General features: G+C 57.5%; 13 protein-coding genes. 6 read left to right on the top strand and 7 right to left on the bottom strand.

Going from position 1 to position 18,400, the window contains the following annotated elements:
- Positions 1 to 38: 38 nt before the first annotated feature.
- Positions 39 to 2,234, bottom strand: a complete 2,196-nt coding sequence (gene priA, locus L3069_RS22055; protein WP_038416927.1) for a primosomal protein N' — start codon at positions 2,232 to 2,234, stop codon at positions 39 to 41.
- Positions 2,235 to 2,434: 200 nt separating this feature from the next.
- Between priA and rpmE the strand changes: the two genes are divergently transcribed.
- Positions 2,435 to 2,647, top strand: coding sequence for a 50S ribosomal protein L31 (gene rpmE / locus L3069_RS22050; RefSeq protein ID WP_003862040.1), 213 nt, complete (start codon positions 2,435 to 2,437; stop codon positions 2,645 to 2,647).
- Positions 2,648 to 2,695: 48 nt separating this feature from the next.
- Here the strand turns inward: rpmE and metJ are convergent, their stop codons facing one another.
- Positions 2,696 to 3,013, bottom strand: coding sequence for a met regulon transcriptional regulator MetJ (metJ, locus tag L3069_RS22045; RefSeq protein ID WP_006179183.1), 318 nt, complete (start codon positions 3,011 to 3,013; stop codon positions 2,696 to 2,698).
- Between the two features lie 275 nt (positions 3,014 to 3,288).
- Between metJ and metB the strand changes: the two genes are divergently transcribed.
- The 4 genes from metB (at position 3,289) to katG (ending at position 10,326) form a co-directional block, all read left to right on the top strand.
- Positions 3,289 to 4,449 (top strand): cystathionine gamma-synthase, encoded by a 1,161-nt coding sequence (gene metB, locus L3069_RS22040; protein WP_017383102.1) that lies wholly within the window; start codon positions 3,289 to 3,291, stop codon positions 4,447 to 4,449.
- 2 nt (positions 4,450 to 4,451) lie between these two features.
- The gene (locus L3069_RS22035) at positions 4,452 to 6,884 is read left to right on the top strand and encodes a bifunctional aspartate kinase/homoserine dehydrogenase II (protein ID WP_023298896.1); all 2,433 of its coding nucleotides are present in this window, start codon (positions 4,452 to 4,454) and stop codon (positions 6,882 to 6,884) included.
- Between the two features lie 226 nt (positions 6,885 to 7,110).
- Entirely contained in the window at positions 7,111 to 8,001 is an 891-nt protein-coding gene (gene metF, locus L3069_RS22030) for a methylenetetrahydrofolate reductase (RefSeq protein WP_022649792.1), read from the top strand.
- 144 nt (positions 8,002 to 8,145) lie between these two features.
- Entirely contained in the window at positions 8,146 to 10,326 is a 2,181-nt protein-coding gene (gene katG, locus L3069_RS22025; protein WP_023298895.1) for a catalase/peroxidase HPI, read from the top strand.
- A gap of 92 nt (positions 10,327 to 10,418) precedes the next feature.
- Here the strand turns inward: katG and L3069_RS22020 are convergent, their stop codons facing one another.
- The 5 genes from L3069_RS22020 to argE form a co-directional block, all read right to left on the bottom strand.
- Entirely contained in the window at positions 10,419 to 11,522 is a 1,104-nt protein-coding gene (locus L3069_RS22020) for a glycerol dehydrogenase (RefSeq protein WP_038416925.1), read from the bottom strand.
- Positions 11,523 to 11,534: 12 nt separating this feature from the next.
- Entirely contained in the window at positions 11,535 to 12,197 is a 663-nt protein-coding gene (gene fsa, locus L3069_RS22015) for a fructose-6-phosphate aldolase (RefSeq protein WP_038416924.1), read from the bottom strand.
- A 128-nt stretch (positions 12,198 to 12,325) separates the two neighbouring features.
- Positions 12,326 to 13,090: a helix-turn-helix transcriptional regulator gene (locus L3069_RS22010; RefSeq protein ID WP_023298892.1), complete on the bottom strand. Its 765-nt coding sequence runs from the start codon at positions 13,088 to 13,090 to the stop codon at positions 12,326 to 12,328.
- Between the two features lie 102 nt (positions 13,091 to 13,192).
- Positions 13,193 to 15,844 (bottom strand): phosphoenolpyruvate carboxylase, encoded by a 2,652-nt coding sequence (gene ppc, locus L3069_RS22005; protein ID WP_022649787.1) that lies wholly within the window; start codon positions 15,842 to 15,844, stop codon positions 13,193 to 13,195.
- Between the two features lie 306 nt (positions 15,845 to 16,150).
- Positions 16,151 to 17,302, bottom strand: coding sequence for an acetylornithine deacetylase (gene argE, locus L3069_RS22000; RefSeq protein WP_015569956.1), 1,152 nt, complete (start codon positions 17,300 to 17,302; stop codon positions 16,151 to 16,153).
- 88 nt (positions 17,303 to 17,390) lie between these two features.
- On the opposite strand from argE, the gene argC reads away from it, so the two are divergent.
- Positions 17,391 to 18,395, top strand: a complete 1,005-nt coding sequence (argC, locus tag L3069_RS21995; protein WP_063135888.1) for an N-acetyl-gamma-glutamyl-phosphate reductase — start codon at positions 17,391 to 17,393, stop codon at positions 18,393 to 18,395.
- The last annotated feature ends 5 nt before the right edge of the window (positions 18,396 to 18,400 follow it).

Raw genomic sequence — 18,400 nt, 5'->3', positions numbered from 1 at the left:
TAAAAAGTGTGAGGCGCATTAAATTTTTCGATCCGTCTTCAGCCTTCAATCGGATCGACGTCCAGAACCCACTTCACTTTTCGCGCTTCCGGCAGGGTATTAATCAGCGCCAGCGTGCCGCTGACGATCTGCTGTAAACGGATACGCGAAGGGTGCTGAAGTAAGAGTTGCCAGCGGAAACGGCCGCCGCGTTTCGGGGCGAGCGCGGGTACCGGGCCTAAAATCCACAGCTGATTATCCACCAGTGGGCTGGCCTGCAGGAGATTTCTCAGCTGTTGCAGGAATAGCGGCGCCTGCTGGTTGTTATGATCTTCCGCACGGATGATGACGTGGCTGGTCCACGGAGGAAGCTGCATCGTCTGACGTTCGGCCAGCGCCTGGTCGGCGAAGGCGTCATAGCCTTTGTGCAGCAGCGTTTGCAGCAGCGGGTGCTCAGGATGGTGCGTTTGCAGCACTACTTCGCCCTGCTTACCCGCTCGACCGGCGCGACCAGCAACCTGGGTATAAAGCTGTGCGAAACGCTCGGCGGAGCGAAAATCCGCGGAGAACAGCGCGCCGTCGACGTCCAGCAGGGCGACCAGCGTCACGTCCGGGAAGTGATGCCCTTTCGCCAGCATTTGAGTGCCAATCAGGATGCGCGCGCCGCCGCGATGCACTTCCGCCAGCTGCTGCTCCAGTGCCCCTTTGCGGCTGGTGGTATCCCTGTCGATACGCGAAATGGGCACATCAGGGAAGAACGGCACCAGCGCCTGTTCGAGCTGCTCCGTCCCCAGACCCACCGGCACGATGTGCGTTGAGCCGCAGGACGGGCACTGACGGGGTACCGGACGCTGGCTGTCGCAGTGGTGGCAGCGTAAATGGCGCTGAGCCTGGTGGAAGGTGTAGTAGTGATCGCAGCGCGGGCACTCGGCAATCCAGCCGCAGTCGTGGCACAGCAACGCAGGCGCGAAGCCGCGGCGGTTCAGGAACAGGATTACCTGGTTGCCCGCCTGCAAATGTTGGCGCATGCGGTTAATCAGCGCAGGCGCTAACCCGGCCTGCACCTGCTGGCCTTTCAGATCCAGCACATGCTGAATGGCCGGACGGGCATTTCCCGCGCGGCGCGTCAGGCGCAGCATGTGGTATTTACGCTGGCGAACGTTGTGCAGCGTTTCAAGCGCGGGGGTGGCGGACCCCAGAATAATGGGGATTTGCTCGCTGTGGGCGCGGTACACGGCTAAGTCGCGGGCGTGATAGCGCCAGCCTTCCTGCTGTTTATAGGAGCTGTCATGCTCTTCATCGATCACGATAACGCCGAGATTTTTAAACGGCGTAAAGAGTGAGGAACGGGTGCCAATCACAATCGCCGCTTCGCCGTTTTTCGCTTTCAGCCAGGCGCTGAGGCGCTCGCTGTCGTTCAGGCCGGAGTGCAGAACCTCAACGGGCGCATTAAAGCGTTCGCGGAAACGGGCGATGGTTTGCGGCGTCAGGCCGATTTCCGGCACCATTACCAGCGCCTGTTTACCCTGCGCGAGCACATTTTCCAGTACGCTCAGATACACTTCGGTTTTACCGGAGCCGGTGACGCCCGCCAGCAGCCAGGCGGAGAAACGATCGGCGGCGCTGTGAATCGCGCCCACGGCGGTGGCCTGCTCGGTATTCAGACGCAGGCGATCGCCCGAGACGGAAAAGCCGTCGCGCCAGTCGTGAAGGGTAGGTGCTTCGCTGGCCAGCTCGCTCAGCCCTTTCTTCCTTAATGCCTGCAACGCGGTTTCGCTCACCTCGAGCTCGTCGACCTGATGGCGCCAGATTTTCCCCTGGCGTAGCGCGGCCAACGCCTGCTGTTGTTTTTGCGAGCGCTTCAGGCTGTTAATGTCGACCGCCTGACCCTGCTCGGTGGCAAACCAGTACCACATTGGCGCATGGCTGGCGCGCTTACCCTGACGCAGCATAATCGGCAGGGCGTGGAACAATACGTCGCCAATAGGATGGTGATAATAATCTGCCGCCCACAGCAGCAGTCGCCAGGTGCTGTGAGAGTAAACAGGTTCATCATCCAGCACTTCAACGATCGATTTCAGTTCGGTAAGTGGCAGCTCGCTTTTATCGCTGACGGAGACGACGATCCCCACGCGCTGCTGTTTACCGAACGGCACGGTCACGCGACAGCCCGCTTTGGCGCTCATGCTGTCGGGCAGCAGGTAGTCAAAGGTGCGGGGAAGCGGAACGGGCAGGGCAACGTGAGCGACGGGCATCGAATCTTCCTGACTTGAAAAGTGGCGCGTTAGTATACACATTAGTGAAAGCGGCGTGCGGATCAGTTTGCATACGTTGGTTAAATTCTGTATGATTCGCCGCCTTTGGTGTACTTTACGCCAAAGAACTTACATTCAACATCGCGTGGTGTCTGGCGTTAGGGCTGGAAGAGCGACGCGGCCTTAACTGAGGTTCTCCCATGAAAAAAGATATTCACCCGAAATACGAAATGATTACTGCAAACTGCTCTTGCGGTAACTCTATCCAGATCCGCTCTACCGTGGGTCACGATCTGAACCTGGACGTGTGCGGCAAATGCCACCCGTTCTACACTGGTAAGCAGCGTGATGTTGCAACCGGTGGCCGTGTTGACCGCTTCAACAAGCGTTTCAGCATCCCGGGCGCTAAATAAGTTTCCCGAAAAAAAGGCACCGCAAGGTGCCTTTTTTGTATCCGCTTATCAGTATTCCCACGTATCCGGGTCGATACCCAGTTCACGCATGATCACCTTCGCCTCTTCTGGAATTTCGTCACTGCGCTCTTTGCGCAGATCGTCATCGTTCGGCAACGGTTGGCCGGTAAACGCATGCAGGAACGCTTCGCACAGCAGTTCGCTATTGGTGGCGTGACGCAGGTTGTTCACCTGACGACGCGTACGTTCATCGGTGAGGATCTTCAACACCTTCAGAGGAATGGACACCGTGATTTTCTTGACTTGCTCACTCTTCTTACCGTGCTCAGCGTATGGGCTGATATATTCGCCGCTCCATTCAGCCATGAGATACCTTTAATCCTCTCAGTCATTAATCTAAAGGTGCAAAACCGGTAACCATCAGTTTTGAACCGTAATCTTTCGTAGTTTACCGTAGAGACGATACCGAGGCACGGATATTGCCGCTGTAGCGTGTCCTAAAGCATATAATTTTAACGGCTATTTGCGCATTGCTCAATCTATACGCAAAGAAGTTTAGATGTCCAGATGTATTGACGTCCATACTTTCAATGTTTACTCTGGTGCCTGACTTTTCACCTCATTCGCCAGGAAGCCTCACCATGACGCGTAAACAGGCCACCATCGCAGTGCGTAGCGGATTGAATGATGACGAGCAGTACGGCTGCGTTGTCCCGCCAATTCATCTCTCCAGCACCTATAATTTCACCGGATTTAATGAACCTCGCGCGCATGACTACTCGCGTCGCGGCAATCCTACGCGTGACGTTACCCAGCGCGCGCTGGCGGAACTGGAAGGCGGCGCAGGGGCGGTATTAACCAATACCGGCATGTCTGCCATTCACCTGGTAACCACGGTGTTCCTGAAACCTGGCGATCTGCTGGTGGCGCCGCACGACTGCTACGGCGGCAGCTATCGTCTGTTTGATAGCCTGGCGAAACGTGGCTGCTACCGCGTGTTGTTTGTCGATCAAAACGACGAACAGGCGCTGAAACAGGCGTTAGCCGAACAGCCGAAGCTGGTTCTGGTGGAAAGTCCAAGCAATCCATTGTTGCGCGTAGTCGATATTGCGAAAATTTGTCAGCTCGCAAGGGATGCGGGAGCGATAAGTGTAGTGGATAATACGTTCCTCAGTCCGGCCCTTCAGAACCCACTGGCACTGGGTGCCGATCTGGTGTTGCATTCATGCACGAAATATCTGAACGGCCATTCTGACGTGGTAGCGGGTGTGGTGATTGCCAAAGATCCTGATGTTGTCACTGAACTGGCATGGTGGGCCAATAACATTGGCGTCACCGCGGGCGCGTTCGACAGCTATTTGCTGCTGCGCGGTATCCGCACCCTGTCACCGCGTATGGACGTGGCGCAGCGTAATGCCCAGGCGATCGTGGATTTCCTGAAAACCCAGCCGCTGGTGAAGAAGCTTTATCACCCGTCGCTGCCGGAAAACCAGGGGCACGAGATTGCCGCGCGCCAACAGAAAGGATTTGGCGCGATGTTAAGTTTTGAACTGGACGGTGACGAGCAAACGCTGCGTCGCTTCCTGAGCGGGTTGTCATTGTTTACGCTGGCGGAATCCTTAGGGGGAGTAGAAAGCTTGATCTCCCACGCCGCAACCATGACGCACGCAGGTATGGCACCCGAAGCACGTGCCGCCGCCGGGATTTCCGAGACGCTGCTGCGTATCTCGACCGGTATTGAAGATTCTGAAGATTTAATTGCCGATCTGGAAAATGGCTTCCGGGTCGCAGCCAAGGGGTAATCATGAGTGTGATAGCGCAGGCAGGGGCGAAGGGTCGTCAGCTGCACAAGTTTGGTGGTAGTAGTCTTGCTGATGTGAAATGTTATCTGCGTGTCGCAGGGATCATGACCGAGTATTCACAGCCGGGGGACATGATGGTTGTCTCTGCGGCGGGCAGCACCACCAACCAGCTGATTAGCTGGCTGAAACTGAGCCAGACCGATCGCCTCTCTGCGCATCAGGTGCAACAGTCCTTACGTCGTTACCAGAGTGAACTGATTGCCGGTTTGCTGCCTGCGGACGTGGCGGACGGGCTGATAAGCGCCTTTACTCACGACCTTGAGCGTCTGGCAGCTCTGCTGGACAGCGGCATTACCGATGCGGTGTATGCGGAAGTGGTTGGCCATGGTGAAGTGTGGTCTGCGCGCCTGATGGCCGCCGTGCTGCAACATCTTGGCGTGGAAGCCGCCTGGCTCGACGCGCGTGATTTCCTGCGTGCCGAACGCGCCGCACAGCCGCAGGTAGACGAAGGGTTGTCCTACCCGCTGCTGCAACAGCTGCTGGTGCAACATCCGGGTAAACGTATTGTAGTGACCGGCTTTATCAGTCGCAGCAACGCAGGTGAAACCGTACTGCTGGGCCGTAACGGCTCTGACTACTCGGCAACGCAGATTGGCGCCCTGGCGGGCGTGTCCCGCGTCACCATCTGGAGCGACGTGGCCGGTGTCTACAGCGCGGACCCGCGCAAAGTAAAAGATGCCTGCCTGCTGCCGCTGCTGCGTCTCGACGAAGCGAGCGAGCTGGCGCGTCTGGCGGCACCAGTGCTGCACGCGCGCACGCTACAGCCGGTTTCCGGCAGCGACATCGACCTGCAACTACGCTGTAGCTACACGCCGGATCAGGGTTCCACTCGCATCGAGCGCGTGCTGGCATCCGGTACGGGCGCGCGCATTGTCACCAGCCACGATGACATCTGCCTGATTGAGTTCCAGGTACCTGCGGGCCAGGATTTCAAACTGGCGCACAAAGATATCGACACCATCCTGAAACGTGCCCAGGTGCGTCCGCTGGCCGTTGGCGTGCATAACGATCGCCAGCTGTTGCAGTTCTGCTATACCGCTGAAGTGGTGGACAGCGCCCTGAAGATTCTGGATGAAGCGGGACTGCCGGGCGAGCTTCGCCTGCGTCAGGGACTGGCGCTGGTGGCAATGGTGGGCGCGGGCGTCACCCGTAACCCGCTGCACTGCCACCGCTTCTGGCAGCAGCTGAAAGGGCAGCCGGTGGAGTTCACCTGGCAGTCGGAAGAGGGCATCAGCCTGGTTGCCGTTCTGCGCAAGGGGCCAACCGAAAGCCTGATTCAGGGCCTGCACACCTCCCTGTTCCGTGCGGAAAAACGCATCGGCCTGGTACTGTTCGGGAAAGGGAACATCGGTTCCCGCTGGCTGGAGCTGTTCGCCCGCGAGCAGGTCACGCTTTCGGCGCGTACCGGATTTGAGTTTATTCTGGCAGGCGTGGTGGACAGCCGCCGCAGCCTGTTGAACTACGAAGGGCTGGACGCCAGTCGGGCGCTGGCCTTCTTTAACGATGAAGCGGTTGAGCAGGACGAAGAGTCGCTGTTCCTGTGGATGCGCGCGCACCCGTACGACGATCTGGTGGTGCTGGACGTTACCGCCAGCGAGCAACTGGCCGATCAGTATCTGGATTTTGCCAGCCACGGGTTCCACGTCATCAGCGCCAACAAGCTGGCAGGCGCGAGCAGCACTGATAAATATCGCCAGATCCACGACGCTTTCGAAAAAACGGGTCGTCACTGGCTGTATAACGCCACCGTTGGCGCAGGTCTGCCGGTTAACCATACCGTGCGCGATCTGATTGATAGCGGCGACAGCATTCTGGCGCTGAGCGGGATCTTCTCCGGCACGCTCTCCTGGCTGTTCCTGCAATTTGACGGTACCGTGCCGTTCACCGACCTGGTGGATCAGGCGTGGCAGCAGGGCTTAACCGAGCCGGATCCGCGCGTCGACCTTGCCGGTAAAGACGTGATGCGCAAGCTGGTGATCCTGGCGCGTGAAGCGGGCTACGACATTGAGCCTGGCCAGGTTCGCGTTGAGTCTCTGGTGCCTGCGGGCTGCGAGGAAGGATCTGTCGATCACTTCTTTGAGAACGGCGACGAGCTGAACGAGCAGATGGTGCAACGTCTGGAAGCGGCAAACGAGATGGGCCTGGTGCTGCGTTACGTGGCGCGCTTCGAGGCGAACGGTAAAGCGCGCGTGGGCGTGGAGGCGGTACGTCCTGAACATCCGCTGGCGGCGCTCCTGCCGTGCGACAACGTCTTCGCCATCGAAAGCCGCTGGTATCGCGATAACCCGCTGGTGATCCGTGGCCCGGGCGCGGGACGTGATGTCACCGCCGGAGCCATTCAGTCTGATATTAATCGTCTGGCTAAGCTGCTGTAACGTCTGCATTTCCCTCTCCCTGTGGGAGAGGGGCAGGGTGAGGGTATCAGACCGCACTCACCCCCATCATGAACGCCCTTCATCTTCCCTGAACAAACCTCACCGTTAATGTTGATTATTTCTGTTGACGTCATCCCGCTTTTCCGTCATTTTTACATCTGGACGTCTAAACGTATAGAAGTTCACAACACAACAAACAATGACACGCGAAAGATAGAGGTAAGGTATGAGCTTTTTTCACGCCAACCAGCGGGAAGCCCTGAATCAGAGCCTGGCCGAAGTAAACGGCCAGATTAACGTCTCTTTTGAATTTTTCCCGCCGCGCACCAGTGAAATGGAGCAAACCCTGTGGAGCTCTATCGATCGCCTGAGCAGCCTGAAGCCGAAGTTCGTCTCCGTAACCTACGGCGCCAACTCCGGTGAGCGTGACCGCACGCACAGCATCATTAAGGGCATTAAAGACAGAACCGGTCTGGAAGCGGCACCGCACCTCACCTGTATCGACGCCACCCCTGATGAACTGCGCGCGATTGCTCAGGACTACTGGAACAACGGCATTCGTCATATCGTTGCCCTGCGCGGCGACCTGCCGCCGGGGAGCGGTAAGCCGGACATGTACGCCACCGATCTGGTTGCCCTGCTGAAAGACGTTGCTGACTTTGATATTTCCGTTGCCGCTTACCCGGAAGTTCACCCGGAAGCGAAAAGCGCCCAGGCGGATCTGCTTAACCTGAAGCGTAAGGTGGACGCAGGTGCCAATCGCGCCATTACTCAGTTCTTCTTTGATGTGGAAAGCTATTTACGCTTTCGCGACCGCTGCGTCTCGGCGGGTATTGATGTCGAAATCATCCCTGGCATTCTGCCGGTCTCGAACTTCAAACAGGCGAAGAAATTCGCGGATATGACCAACGTGCGCATTCCGCTGTGGATGTCCAAAATGTACGAAGGTTTGGACGATGACCCGGAAACACGCAAGCTGGTGGGGGCCAATATCGCGATGGATATGGTGAAGATTTTAAGCCGTGAAGGGGTGAAGGATTTCCACTTCTATACGCTTAACCGCGCGGAGATGAGTTACGCCATTTGCCATACGCTGGGTGTCCGCCCGGCGTTATAAAGTAAAAATCCCTCATAAAGTGAGGGTTTTTTACTCGAACAGAAAGTTAAAAGGTATTAGCTATCGAATCTGTGGATTAATTCAACTATCTCTTATCGCTAGTGGTGTATATCGTAACGGTAACACTGTAAAGGGAGCATAGCGATGAGCATGTCAGACGAGACCAATAACGCGGCATCCGCCGGCAAATGTCCGTTCCACCAGGGCGGCGTCGATCACAGCGCGGGTGCAGGTACCGGCAGCAAAGAGTGGTGGCCTAAACAACTCCGCATCGATTTACTTAATCAACACTCCAGCCGTTCAAACCCTCTGGGTGAAGACTTCGACTACCGTAAAGAATTCAGTAAGCTCGACTATTCCGCCCTTAAGGGCGATCTCAAAGCACTGTTAACCGACTCACAACCGTGGTGGCCTGCCGACTGGGGCAGCTATGCGGGCCTGTTTATCCGTATGGCCTGGCACGGTGCGGGTACCTATCGCTCCGTTGATGGTCGCGGCGGTGCCGGTCGCGGTCAGCAGCGTTTTGCGCCGCTGAACTCCTGGCCTGACAACGTCAGCCTGGATAAGGCTCGCCGTCTGCTGTGGCCAATTAAGCAAAAATACGGACAAAAAATCTCCTGGGCCGACCTGTTTATCCTCGCGGGTAACGTGGCGCTGGAGAACTCCGGCTTCCGCACCTTTGGTTTCGGTGCCGGGCGTGAAGACGTCTGGGAACCGGATCTGGACGTGAACTGGGGCGATGAAAAAGCCTGGCTGACTCACCGTGACCCGGAAGCGCTGGCGAAGCGCCCGCTGGCCGCCACAGAAATGGGCCTGATTTACGTTAACCCGGAAGGGCCAAACGCCAGTGGTGAACCGCTGTCTGCGGCGGCGGCGATCCGCGCTACCTTTGGCAACATGGGCATGAATGACGAAGAGACCGTTGCGCTTATTGCAGGCGGCCATACGCTCGGTAAAACGCACGGTGCAGGCGAAGCCACGCACGTGGGCACTGACCCTGAAGCGTCGCCTATTGAAGCGCAGGGCCTGGGCTGGGCCAGCACGCACGGCACCGGTATTGGCGCTGACGCCATCACCTCCGGGCTGGAAGTTATCTGGTCTCAAACCCCAACCCAGTGGAGCAACTATTTCTTCGAGAACCTGTTCAAATACGAATGGGTGCAGACGCGTAGCCCGGCGGGCGCAATTCAGTTTGAAGCCGTGGATGCGCCGGAAATTATGCCTGACCCGTTCGACCCGTCGAAAAAACGCAAGCCAACCATGCTGGTCACCGACCTGACGCTGCGTTTTGATCCGGAATTCGAGAAAATTTCCCGTCGTTTCCTGAACGATCCGCAGGCCTTCAACGAAGCCTTTGCGCGCGCGTGGTTCAAGCTGACCCACCGCGATATGGGGCCAAAAGCGCGGTACATCGGCCCGGAAGTACCGAAAGAAGATCTGATTTGGCAGGATCCGCTGCCTCAGCCGGTGTTCCATCCGACGCAGGAAGATATTGAAAGCCTGAAAGCGGAAATCGCGGCCTCTGGTCTCTCCGTGAGCGAGCTGGTTTCCGTGGCCTGGGCGTCGGCATCGACCTTCCGCGGCGGCGACAAGCGTGGCGGCGCGAACGGCGCGCGTCTGGCGCTGGCACCTCAGCGCGACTGGGACGTTAACGCCGCGGCGGTGCGGGCATTACCGGCTCTGGAAGCGATCCAGCGCACCACCAACAAAGCGTCACTGGCCGATATCATTGTGCTGGCGGGTGTCGTGGGCGTTGAGCAGGCGGCGAAAGCGGCAGGCGTTTACGTCAACGTACCGTTCACTCCAGGTCGTGTGGATGCGCGTCAGGATCAGACGGATATCGAGATGTTTAACCTGCTCGAACCGATTGCCGACGGTTTCCGTAACTATCGCGCGCAGGTGGATGTGTCCACCACGGAGTCGCTGCTGATCGACAAAGCCCAGCAGTTGACCCTGACCGCGCCGGAACTGACGGTGTTGATCGGCGGTTTGCGCGTACTGGGTGCAAACTTCGATGGCAGCAAGAATGGCGTGTTTACTAACCGCGAGGGCGTGCTGAGCAACGACTTCTTCGTCAATCTGCTGGATATGAACACCCAGTGGAAAGCGACCGACGACTCAAACGAGCTGTTTGCCGGTAGCGATCGCGCCAGCGGGGAAGTGAAATATACCGCCACCCGCGCCGATCTGGTCTTCGGTTCCAACGCTGTCCTCCGCGCGCTGGCCGAAGTTTACGCCAGCAGCGATGCACAAGAGAAGTTCGTCCGCGACTTCGTTGCCGCATGGGCGCGAGTGATGGATTTGGATCGGTTTGACGTGAAGTAACCCTTGTGCCGGGTGGCGGCTACGCCTTACCCGGCCTACAAATTAAAGTGCCATGTAGGCCGGGTAAGCGCAGCGCCACCCGGCTTTTTTCGTTACTCCCACTCCTGCAAGAATCGCTGTCCATACTGGTCCGCCACCAGCAGCGCCGCATAGACCTGATCCGGCGTTACGCCGCCAGGCATGTTGTGAATGGTTTCCCCTTCGGCACAGGACGCCTCCGCGATCAGCCGCATTTTGGCCGGAATATCCTCTTTGATATTCAGCTGCGCCAGCGTGATCGGCAGCCCAACACTGTGGCAAAGCGCCGCAACGGTCTCGATTTCTTCTACCGGCGCGTTCTCCAGTACCAGTTGCGTCAGCGTACCAAATGCCACTTTTTCACCGTGGTAGAAATGGTGCGCATCCGGCACCGCCGTCATGCCGTTGTGAATGGCGTGTGCCGCCGCCAGCCCGCCGCTTTCAAAGCCCACGCCGCTGAGATAGGTGTTGGCTTCGATAATGCGTTCCAGAGCAGGCGTCACCACGTGTTGTTCCGCCGCCAGCATCGCTTTCTCGCCCTCTTCAACCAGCGTGTTGTAGCACAGCTCAGCCAGCGCTAACGCTGCCTGCGTGCACTTGCCACCCGCCATGGTCGTGGCGCCGCTGCGCGAACAGGCGCGCGCTTCAAACCAGGTTGCCAGGGCATCGCCAATCCCGGCGGCCAGCAGGCGCGCAGGTGCGCTTGCCACCACCCTGGTATCGACAATCACCATGTTCGGGTTGTGCGGCAGCATCAGGTAGCGATCGAACTCGCCGCTGTCGGTATAAATCACGGAAAGGGCACTGCACGGCGCATCGGTGGAGGCAATGGTCGGGGCAATAGCCACCGGCACGTCCATAAAGTGCGCCAGCGCTTTGGCGGTATCCAGCGTTTTTCCGCCCCCGATACCCAGCACCGCCAGGCAGTCGGTACTGTCGGCCAGTTTTTTCAGGCGATCGATTTCATTTTGCGAACATTCGCCGCCAAACGGTGCAATTTCGGCATGGAGTCCGGCTTTTTTAAAACTCTGACGCAGGGTTTCTTCGGCAAAACCCAGCACAAATTTATCGCCTACCACCAGCCAGCGAGCCGCCAGCGGCTTCAGGTAGTCGCCGAGACGAGTGAGAACATCAGCGCCCTGGATGTACTTCCCCGGCGATTGAATGATACGGTCCATAACATTTCTCCCTTAGAGGTTGAGGTTACCAAACGCGTTTTTCCAGTCCTGCTCGAACTTCTCTATGGCTGACTCTACCGCTGGCGTGCCGAGCATTTGTTGCGCTACGTCTAAGGGAAGCGTGATTGCCTCACATCCTGCCAACAGGCAATCCAGCGCCTGGCGCGGCGTTTTAAAGCTGGCAGCCAGCACCATGCTCTCTGGCGCATGCTGTTCCAGCAGGGATTGCAGTTCCTGTACCGTGCGAATGCCGTCACCGCCCTGCGCATCGACGCGGTTTACATACGGTGCGACATATTTCGCTCCTGCCAGCGCGGCCAGTAACCCCTGAGCGGCGCTGTAAACGGCGGTTCCCAGCGTGGTAATTCCCTCTTTCTTCAGCGTTTTAATCGCGATGAGCCCCTGTGCAGTGACGGGAATTTTTACCACGATGTCCGGCAGGGCATTGTTCAGCCGTTTTGCTTCCGCCACCATTCCTTCGGCGTCGCGGCTCATGGTTTGGGCAAACAGCCTGCCCTCCGGGCCGATAGCCTGCTGCAGGCGCGGCAACACCTCCCAGACAGATTCGCCGCTGGCGGCTACGATGCTTGGGTTGGTGGTCACGCCCGCAATGGGAAAAATGCGCGCCAGGCGTTCAACTTCTGCCACGTTGGCGGTATCCAGGTACAGTTCCATTATTTTTCCTTAAGTCAGAAAGGTTGAATAAAGGATACGGCGCACCCAGTCGCGGCGAATACAGGTCAATTTTGCCAAATACTGGATAAATGTAATGTCCCTGGCGAAGTGAGAGAGCGATCACAATGCTACTTTTTGGCGATCAGCTGGCTGTGATACTGGCGTCGATATTCGGAAGGGGAACGTTCAGTGTGCTTGCGAAAGAGACGGCAAAAGTAGTTACTGTCCGTAAATCCGCAGCTTGCAGCGATATCTTTGATTTTAAACTCGTAGCCTTTAAGAAGCTGACGCGCGTGCTCGAGGCGTGTTTGCGTAAGATATTCGTTGAACCCCACGCTGCCTGTTTTTTGAAAAAGATGAGAAAGGTAGTTCGGTGAAATATAAAACGCCTGCGCCACCGATTCACGGGTCAGTGCAGAGGCGTGATGTTCTTCGATGTAGTGACGAATCGCTTCAAATAATGCACGGCTGCGGCTGGCGGTATGGATATCGCTGCCCAGCAGATCGCGACAGTGGCTGAGCAAACTTAATACCACCAGTCTGGCCGTTTCCCGATCGTCTGGCTGCATTTGCAATTCAGCGAGCGTCTGCAAAAGGAATGCGCCCACTCGCGGCCCGCGTCTGGCAACCTGTTGCTGTTGCAAAAGCGTGTTGTCGCGCTCGAGCTGAAGAGTCAGTTGTTGCTTGCCGAAGCTGATGTTGAGCGAAAAGGCGGGTTGAAGCGGAATATTACCGGATGAAAAAAATAACGCTTCGCAGGCCGTATCAAAGCTAAGCACGAGGCAAGGTGACGTTCGGGGGAGCGGTTTAGCCGAAGGGGGGAAATGCACCTGACGCAGCGGCAAGGTGCCGTTGATCAGGTCATTCAGGATGTGGGGGATATCGTGGTGCATGGTGTGGATACCAGGGTATTGCCCGGCGACGCTGGCGCTTGCCGGGCCTACGAAAAGCCTATTGTAGGCCGGGTAAGCGTAAGCGCCACCCGGCAAAACCGATCAACCGGTGTTACGCATCCCCGCCGCAACGCCCGCAATCGTCACCATCAGCGCCTGTTCAACGCGCGGATCCGGCTCTTTACCTTCCTCTTCCGCCAGACGCGAACGGTGCAGCAATTCAGCCTGTAAAACGTTCAGCGGGTCGGTGTAGATGTTACGCAGTTGGATAGACTCGGCGATCCACGGCAGGTCTTCCATCAGGTGGGAGTCGTTAGCGATATCCAGCACCACTTTGATGTCGCCTTCCAGCAGCTCGCGTAGCTCTTTACCCAGCGCCCACAGCTCGGGTTTCACCAGACGCTGATCGTAGTATTCCGCCAGCCACAGGTCGGCTTTCGAGAAGACCATCTCCAGCATGCCCAGACGGGTAGAGAAGAATGGCCAGTCGCGGCACATGGTTTCCAGTTCGCTCTGCTTACCGTCTTCCACCACTTTTTGCAGCGCCGCACCGGCACCCAGCCAGGCTGGCAGCATCAGACGGTTTTGCGTCCAGGCAAAGATCCACGGAATGGCGCGCAGGGATTCAACGCCGCCAGTAGGACGACGCTTGGCCGGGCGCGAGCCGAGCGGCAGTTTACCCAGCTCCTGCTCAGGCGTGGCTGAGCGGAAGTAAGGCACAAAGTCTTTGTTTTCACGCACGTAGCCGCGATACAGATCGCAGGAGATGTCAGACAGCTCGTCCATAATCCGGCACCAGGATTCTTTTGGCTCCGGCGGCGGCAGCAGGTTGGCTTCCAGGATCGCACTGGTATAGAGCGACAGGCTGCTGATGGTCACTTCCGGCAGGCCGTACTTGAAGCGGATCATCTCGCCCTGCTCGGTCACGCGCAGTCCGCCTTTCAGGCTTCCTGGTGGTTGGGAGAGCAGCGCCGCGTGTGCAGGCGCACCGCCACGACCAATTGAGCCGCCGCGTCCGTGGAACAGGGTCAGTTCAATACCGGCTTTTTCGCAGGTTTTAATTAGCGCATCCTGCGCCTGATACTGCGCCCAGGAGGCTGCCATCACGCCCGCATCTTTCGCGGAGTCGGAATAGCCAATCATCACCATCTGCTTGCCCTGAATAAAGCCGCGATACCAGTCGATGTTCAGCAACTGGGTCATCACGTCGTTGGCGTTGTTCAGGTCGTCGAGAGTCTCAAACAGCGGTGCTACCGGCAGAGCGTAGTCGATGCCCGCTTCTTTCAGCAGAAGGTGAACGCCCAGCACGTCGGACGGGGTCTTCGCCATGGAGATCACATAGGCGGCCACCGATCCTTTCGGCGCATCCACGATCGCTTTACAGGTGTTGAGCACTTCGCGGGTGTCATTGCTTGGCTCCCAATTGCGCGGCAGCAGCGGGCGCTTGGAGTTCAGCTCGCGGATCAGGAACGCCTGTTTGTCGGCTTCGGACCAGCTTTCATAGTCGCCAATGCCGAGATAACGGGTCAGCTCGCCCAGCGCTTCGGTATGACGGGTGCTTTCCTGACGGACGTCGATACGCACCAGCGGCACGCCGAAACACTTCACGCGGCGCAGGGTGTCGAGCAGTTCGCCATTGGCAATGATGCCCATCCCGCAGGCCTGAAGCGATTTATAACAGGCGTACAGCGGTTCCCAGAGCTGTTCGTTCTGGCTCAGCAGACCTTCCGGCTTCGGCAGGCGCTGGCCTTTCAGGCGCGCTTCCAGCCAGGCCTGCGTGGCCATTAGCTGACCGCGCAGTTTTTTCATCAGGAAACGGTACGGCTCACTGGCACCTTCTTCACCGGCCAGCGCGCGCAGTTCCGGCGTCGCTTCTACCATCGACAGCTCGGAGATCAGCACCTGAATATCTTTCAGGAACAGGTCGGTTGCTTTCCAGCGGCTCAACAACAGGACGTGACGGGTGATTTCCGCCGTCACGTTCGGGTTGCCGTCGCGGTCGCCGCCCATCCAGGAAGTGAAGCGAACCGGCACAAAGTCGACCGGCAGGCGATAGCCCAGATTTTCTTCCAGCTGTTCGTTAAGCTCGCGCAGGTAGTTTGGCACCCCTTCCCACAGGCTGTTTTCCACCACCGCAAAGCCCCATTTGGCTTCGTCGACCGGGCTTGGGCGATGCTTACGAATTTCATCGGTGTGCCAGGACTGAGCAATCAGCTGGCGCAGGCGGCGCATAAGCTGGTTACGTTCGTAGTCGGCAATGTCTTTGTTATCCAACTGCTTCAGACAGTTGTTCACTTCCACCATTTTGTGGATCAGCGTACGACGTGTGATTTCGGTTGGGTGTGCGGTCAGCACCAGCTCCAGCGAAAGGGATTCCACCGCTTTTTTGATGGTCGCTTCGTTGAGGTTGGGCTGGTCTTTGAGTTTACGAAGGGTGCGGGCAATGACTTCCGGGTTGCTGGCCGCTTCGCCTTTTGGCGAAATGCTGTGGTATTGCTCAGCGGTGTTTGCCAGGTTCAGAAACTGGCTGAAGGCGCGGGCAACGGGCAGTAGCTCATCATTAGAGAGGTTCTGCAAGGTGGTGAGCAGCTCCTGACGATTGGCCTCGTTACCGGCGCGGGAAGATTTGGACAGCTTGCGGATGGTTTCAACACGGTCGAGGATGTTCTCCCCCAACGCATCTTTGATGGTATCTCCAAGCACTTTGCCGAGCATACTGACATTACTACGCAACGCGGAATATTGTTCGTTCATAAAAACCCAGTCACCCCATCATTTTTGTTTATGCCCAGGCGAAAATTTTCTGGACATTATTTTGTCATCTCCCTTTATAAAGCCACGTAAAACCCCCGTCGTCAATTGCTGCGAAAACGGTTCAGCAGATGAATAAATGCGGGCAATTTACGAAATTTAATTCGTATTGCGTCAGATAAGAGATGCTTATGGGAATGTGACGGAGATCGCGGGATTTACTCCCCTCACCCTAACCCTCTCCCCAAAGGGGAGAGGGAACTTGAACACCCTCTCCCCTTTGGGGAGAGGGCAGGGTGAGGGGCCGTTTTAATGCCAGCAGAAGTGATGCACAACCTGGGTAATGAGTTCGCGGGTGGGCTTGATGAAGCGGGTTTCGAGATATTCGTCCGGCTGGTGGGCCTGGTTGATGGAGCCAGGGCCCAGAACCAGCGTCGGGCACAGGGTCTGAATAAACGGCGCTTCGGTACAGTAGTTCACCACGTCGGTTTTCTCCCCGAGCAGTTTTTCCACCACCTGAACCAGCTGGTGGTCAGGCGGGCATTCGTAGCCTGGAATCGGCGGATGCAGTTCGGAGACCGTCAGACGTCCCGGCCAGCGCTCGCTGACCGGTGCCAGCGCTTCGTTCAGTAAGCCATCCAGATCGCTCAGCGTCATGCCCGGCAGAGGACGGATATCCATATGCAGTTCGCAGCAGGCGCAGATACGGTTGGACGCATCACCGCCGTGCAGGCTGCCGAGGTTCAGCGTCGGATACGGCACGGTGAACGCCTCGTAGTGATAGCGCTCTTTCAGATCGTCGCGCAGGGTCATGATGCGGCCAATCGCGTCATGCATCAGCTCAATGGCGTTCACGCCGCGCGCCGGATCGCTGGAGTGACCAGACTGGCCCAGCACGCGCACTGCGGTAGAAATATGGCCTTTGTGCGCCCGAATCGGTTGCAGAGAGGTAGGTTCACCGATGATCGCGCAGTCCGGGCGAATCGATGTGTTTTCAGAGAAATACCGTGCGCCCGCCATGCTGGTCTCTTCATCGGCGGTCGCCAGAATGTAGAGCGGCTTTTTCAGCGTTGTCACGTCCACGTCACGCAGCGCGTCGAGGATAAAAGCAAAGAAGCCTTTCATGTCCGCCGTGCCGAGACCGTAGAGCTTGTTGTCGTGCTCTGTCAGGGTGAACGGATCGCGGGTCCAGCGGCCATCGTCAAACGGCACGGTGTCAGTGTGACCAGCCAGCAGCAGGCCGCCTGCGCCATGTCCGGTGCTGGCGAGCAGGTTAAATTTGTGACGTGTTCCGGGGACGGGCTGAACCTCAACGTTAAACCCAAGATCGCTAAACCAACCCGCCAGCAGATTGATTAAAGACTCATTGCTTTGATCCAGCGCTTCTTCCGTTGCGCTGATGGACGGTGTGGCAATCAGGGCGCGGTAAATCTCGATAAATGGCGGTAAGTTCATTTTCATTGTTGACACACCTTAGGTCGTGATAGTATCAATATTCATGCAATAAATGTGAATAAAAATACATTAACGTTGAGCATAAAGGAACCCGATGTTGAATACGCTGATTGTAGGCGCTAGCGGTTATGCGGGCGCAGAGCTTGTAAGCTACGTGAATCGCCACCCACATATGACCATAACCGCTTTGACCGTGTCAGCGCAAAGCAATGATGCCGGAAAGTTAATTTCCGATTTGCATCCACAACTTAAGGGCGTGGTTGATTTGCCTTTGCAGGCCATGTCTGACATCAGCGAGTTTACCGACGGCGTTGACGTGGTGTTTTTAGCCACCGCACACGAGGTCAGTCACGACCTGGCGCCGCAGTTTCTGGCAGCCGGTTGCGTGGTCTTCGATCTCTCCGGCGCGTTTCGCGTTAACGACAGCGCGTTCTACGAAAAATATTACGGTTTCACCCATCAGCACCCGGATCTGCTCGAAAAAGCGGTGTACGGCCTGGCGGAGTGGAGCGCAGATAAACTGAAAGAAGCGAATCTGATTGCCGTGCCTGGCTGTTACCCGACGGCGGCGCAGCTCTCCCTTAAGCCGCTGATCGACGCGGGTCTGCTGGATCTTGACCAGTGGCCGGTGATCAACGCCACCAGCGGCGTGAGCGGCGCCGGGCGCAAGGCCGCGATCTCCAACAGCTTCTGCGAAGTGAGCCTTCAGCCGTATGGCGTGTTTAATCACCGTCATCACCCTGAAATCACCACCCATCTGGGCGCGGAGGTGATCTTCACCCCGCACCTCGGTAGCTTCCCGCGCGGGATCCTCGAAACCATTACCTGCCGCCTGAAGCCGGGTGTGACCAAAGACCAGGTGAGCGAAGTCTTCACGCAGGCGTATGCGAATAAACCACTGGTGCGTCTGTATGACAAAGGCGTACCAGCGCTGAAAAACGTGGTCGGCCTGCCGTTCTGCGACATCGGCTTTGCCGTGCAGGGCGAGCACCTGATTGTGGTCGCCGCGGAAGATAACTTACTCAAAGGCGCTGCCGCACAGGCAATGCAGTGTGCAAATATTCGTTTCGGCTTCCCTGAAACGCAGGCTCTTATTTAAGGTGT

It is taken from the genome of Enterobacter cloacae complex sp. ECL411 (assembly GCF_021869665.1).
Taxonomy (GTDB): Bacteria; Pseudomonadota; Gammaproteobacteria; order Enterobacterales; family Enterobacteriaceae; genus Enterobacter; species Enterobacter intestinihominis.
Note: the sequence above shows the minus strand (reverse complement) of the source record. Positions and strands in the feature narration are given on the sequence as shown.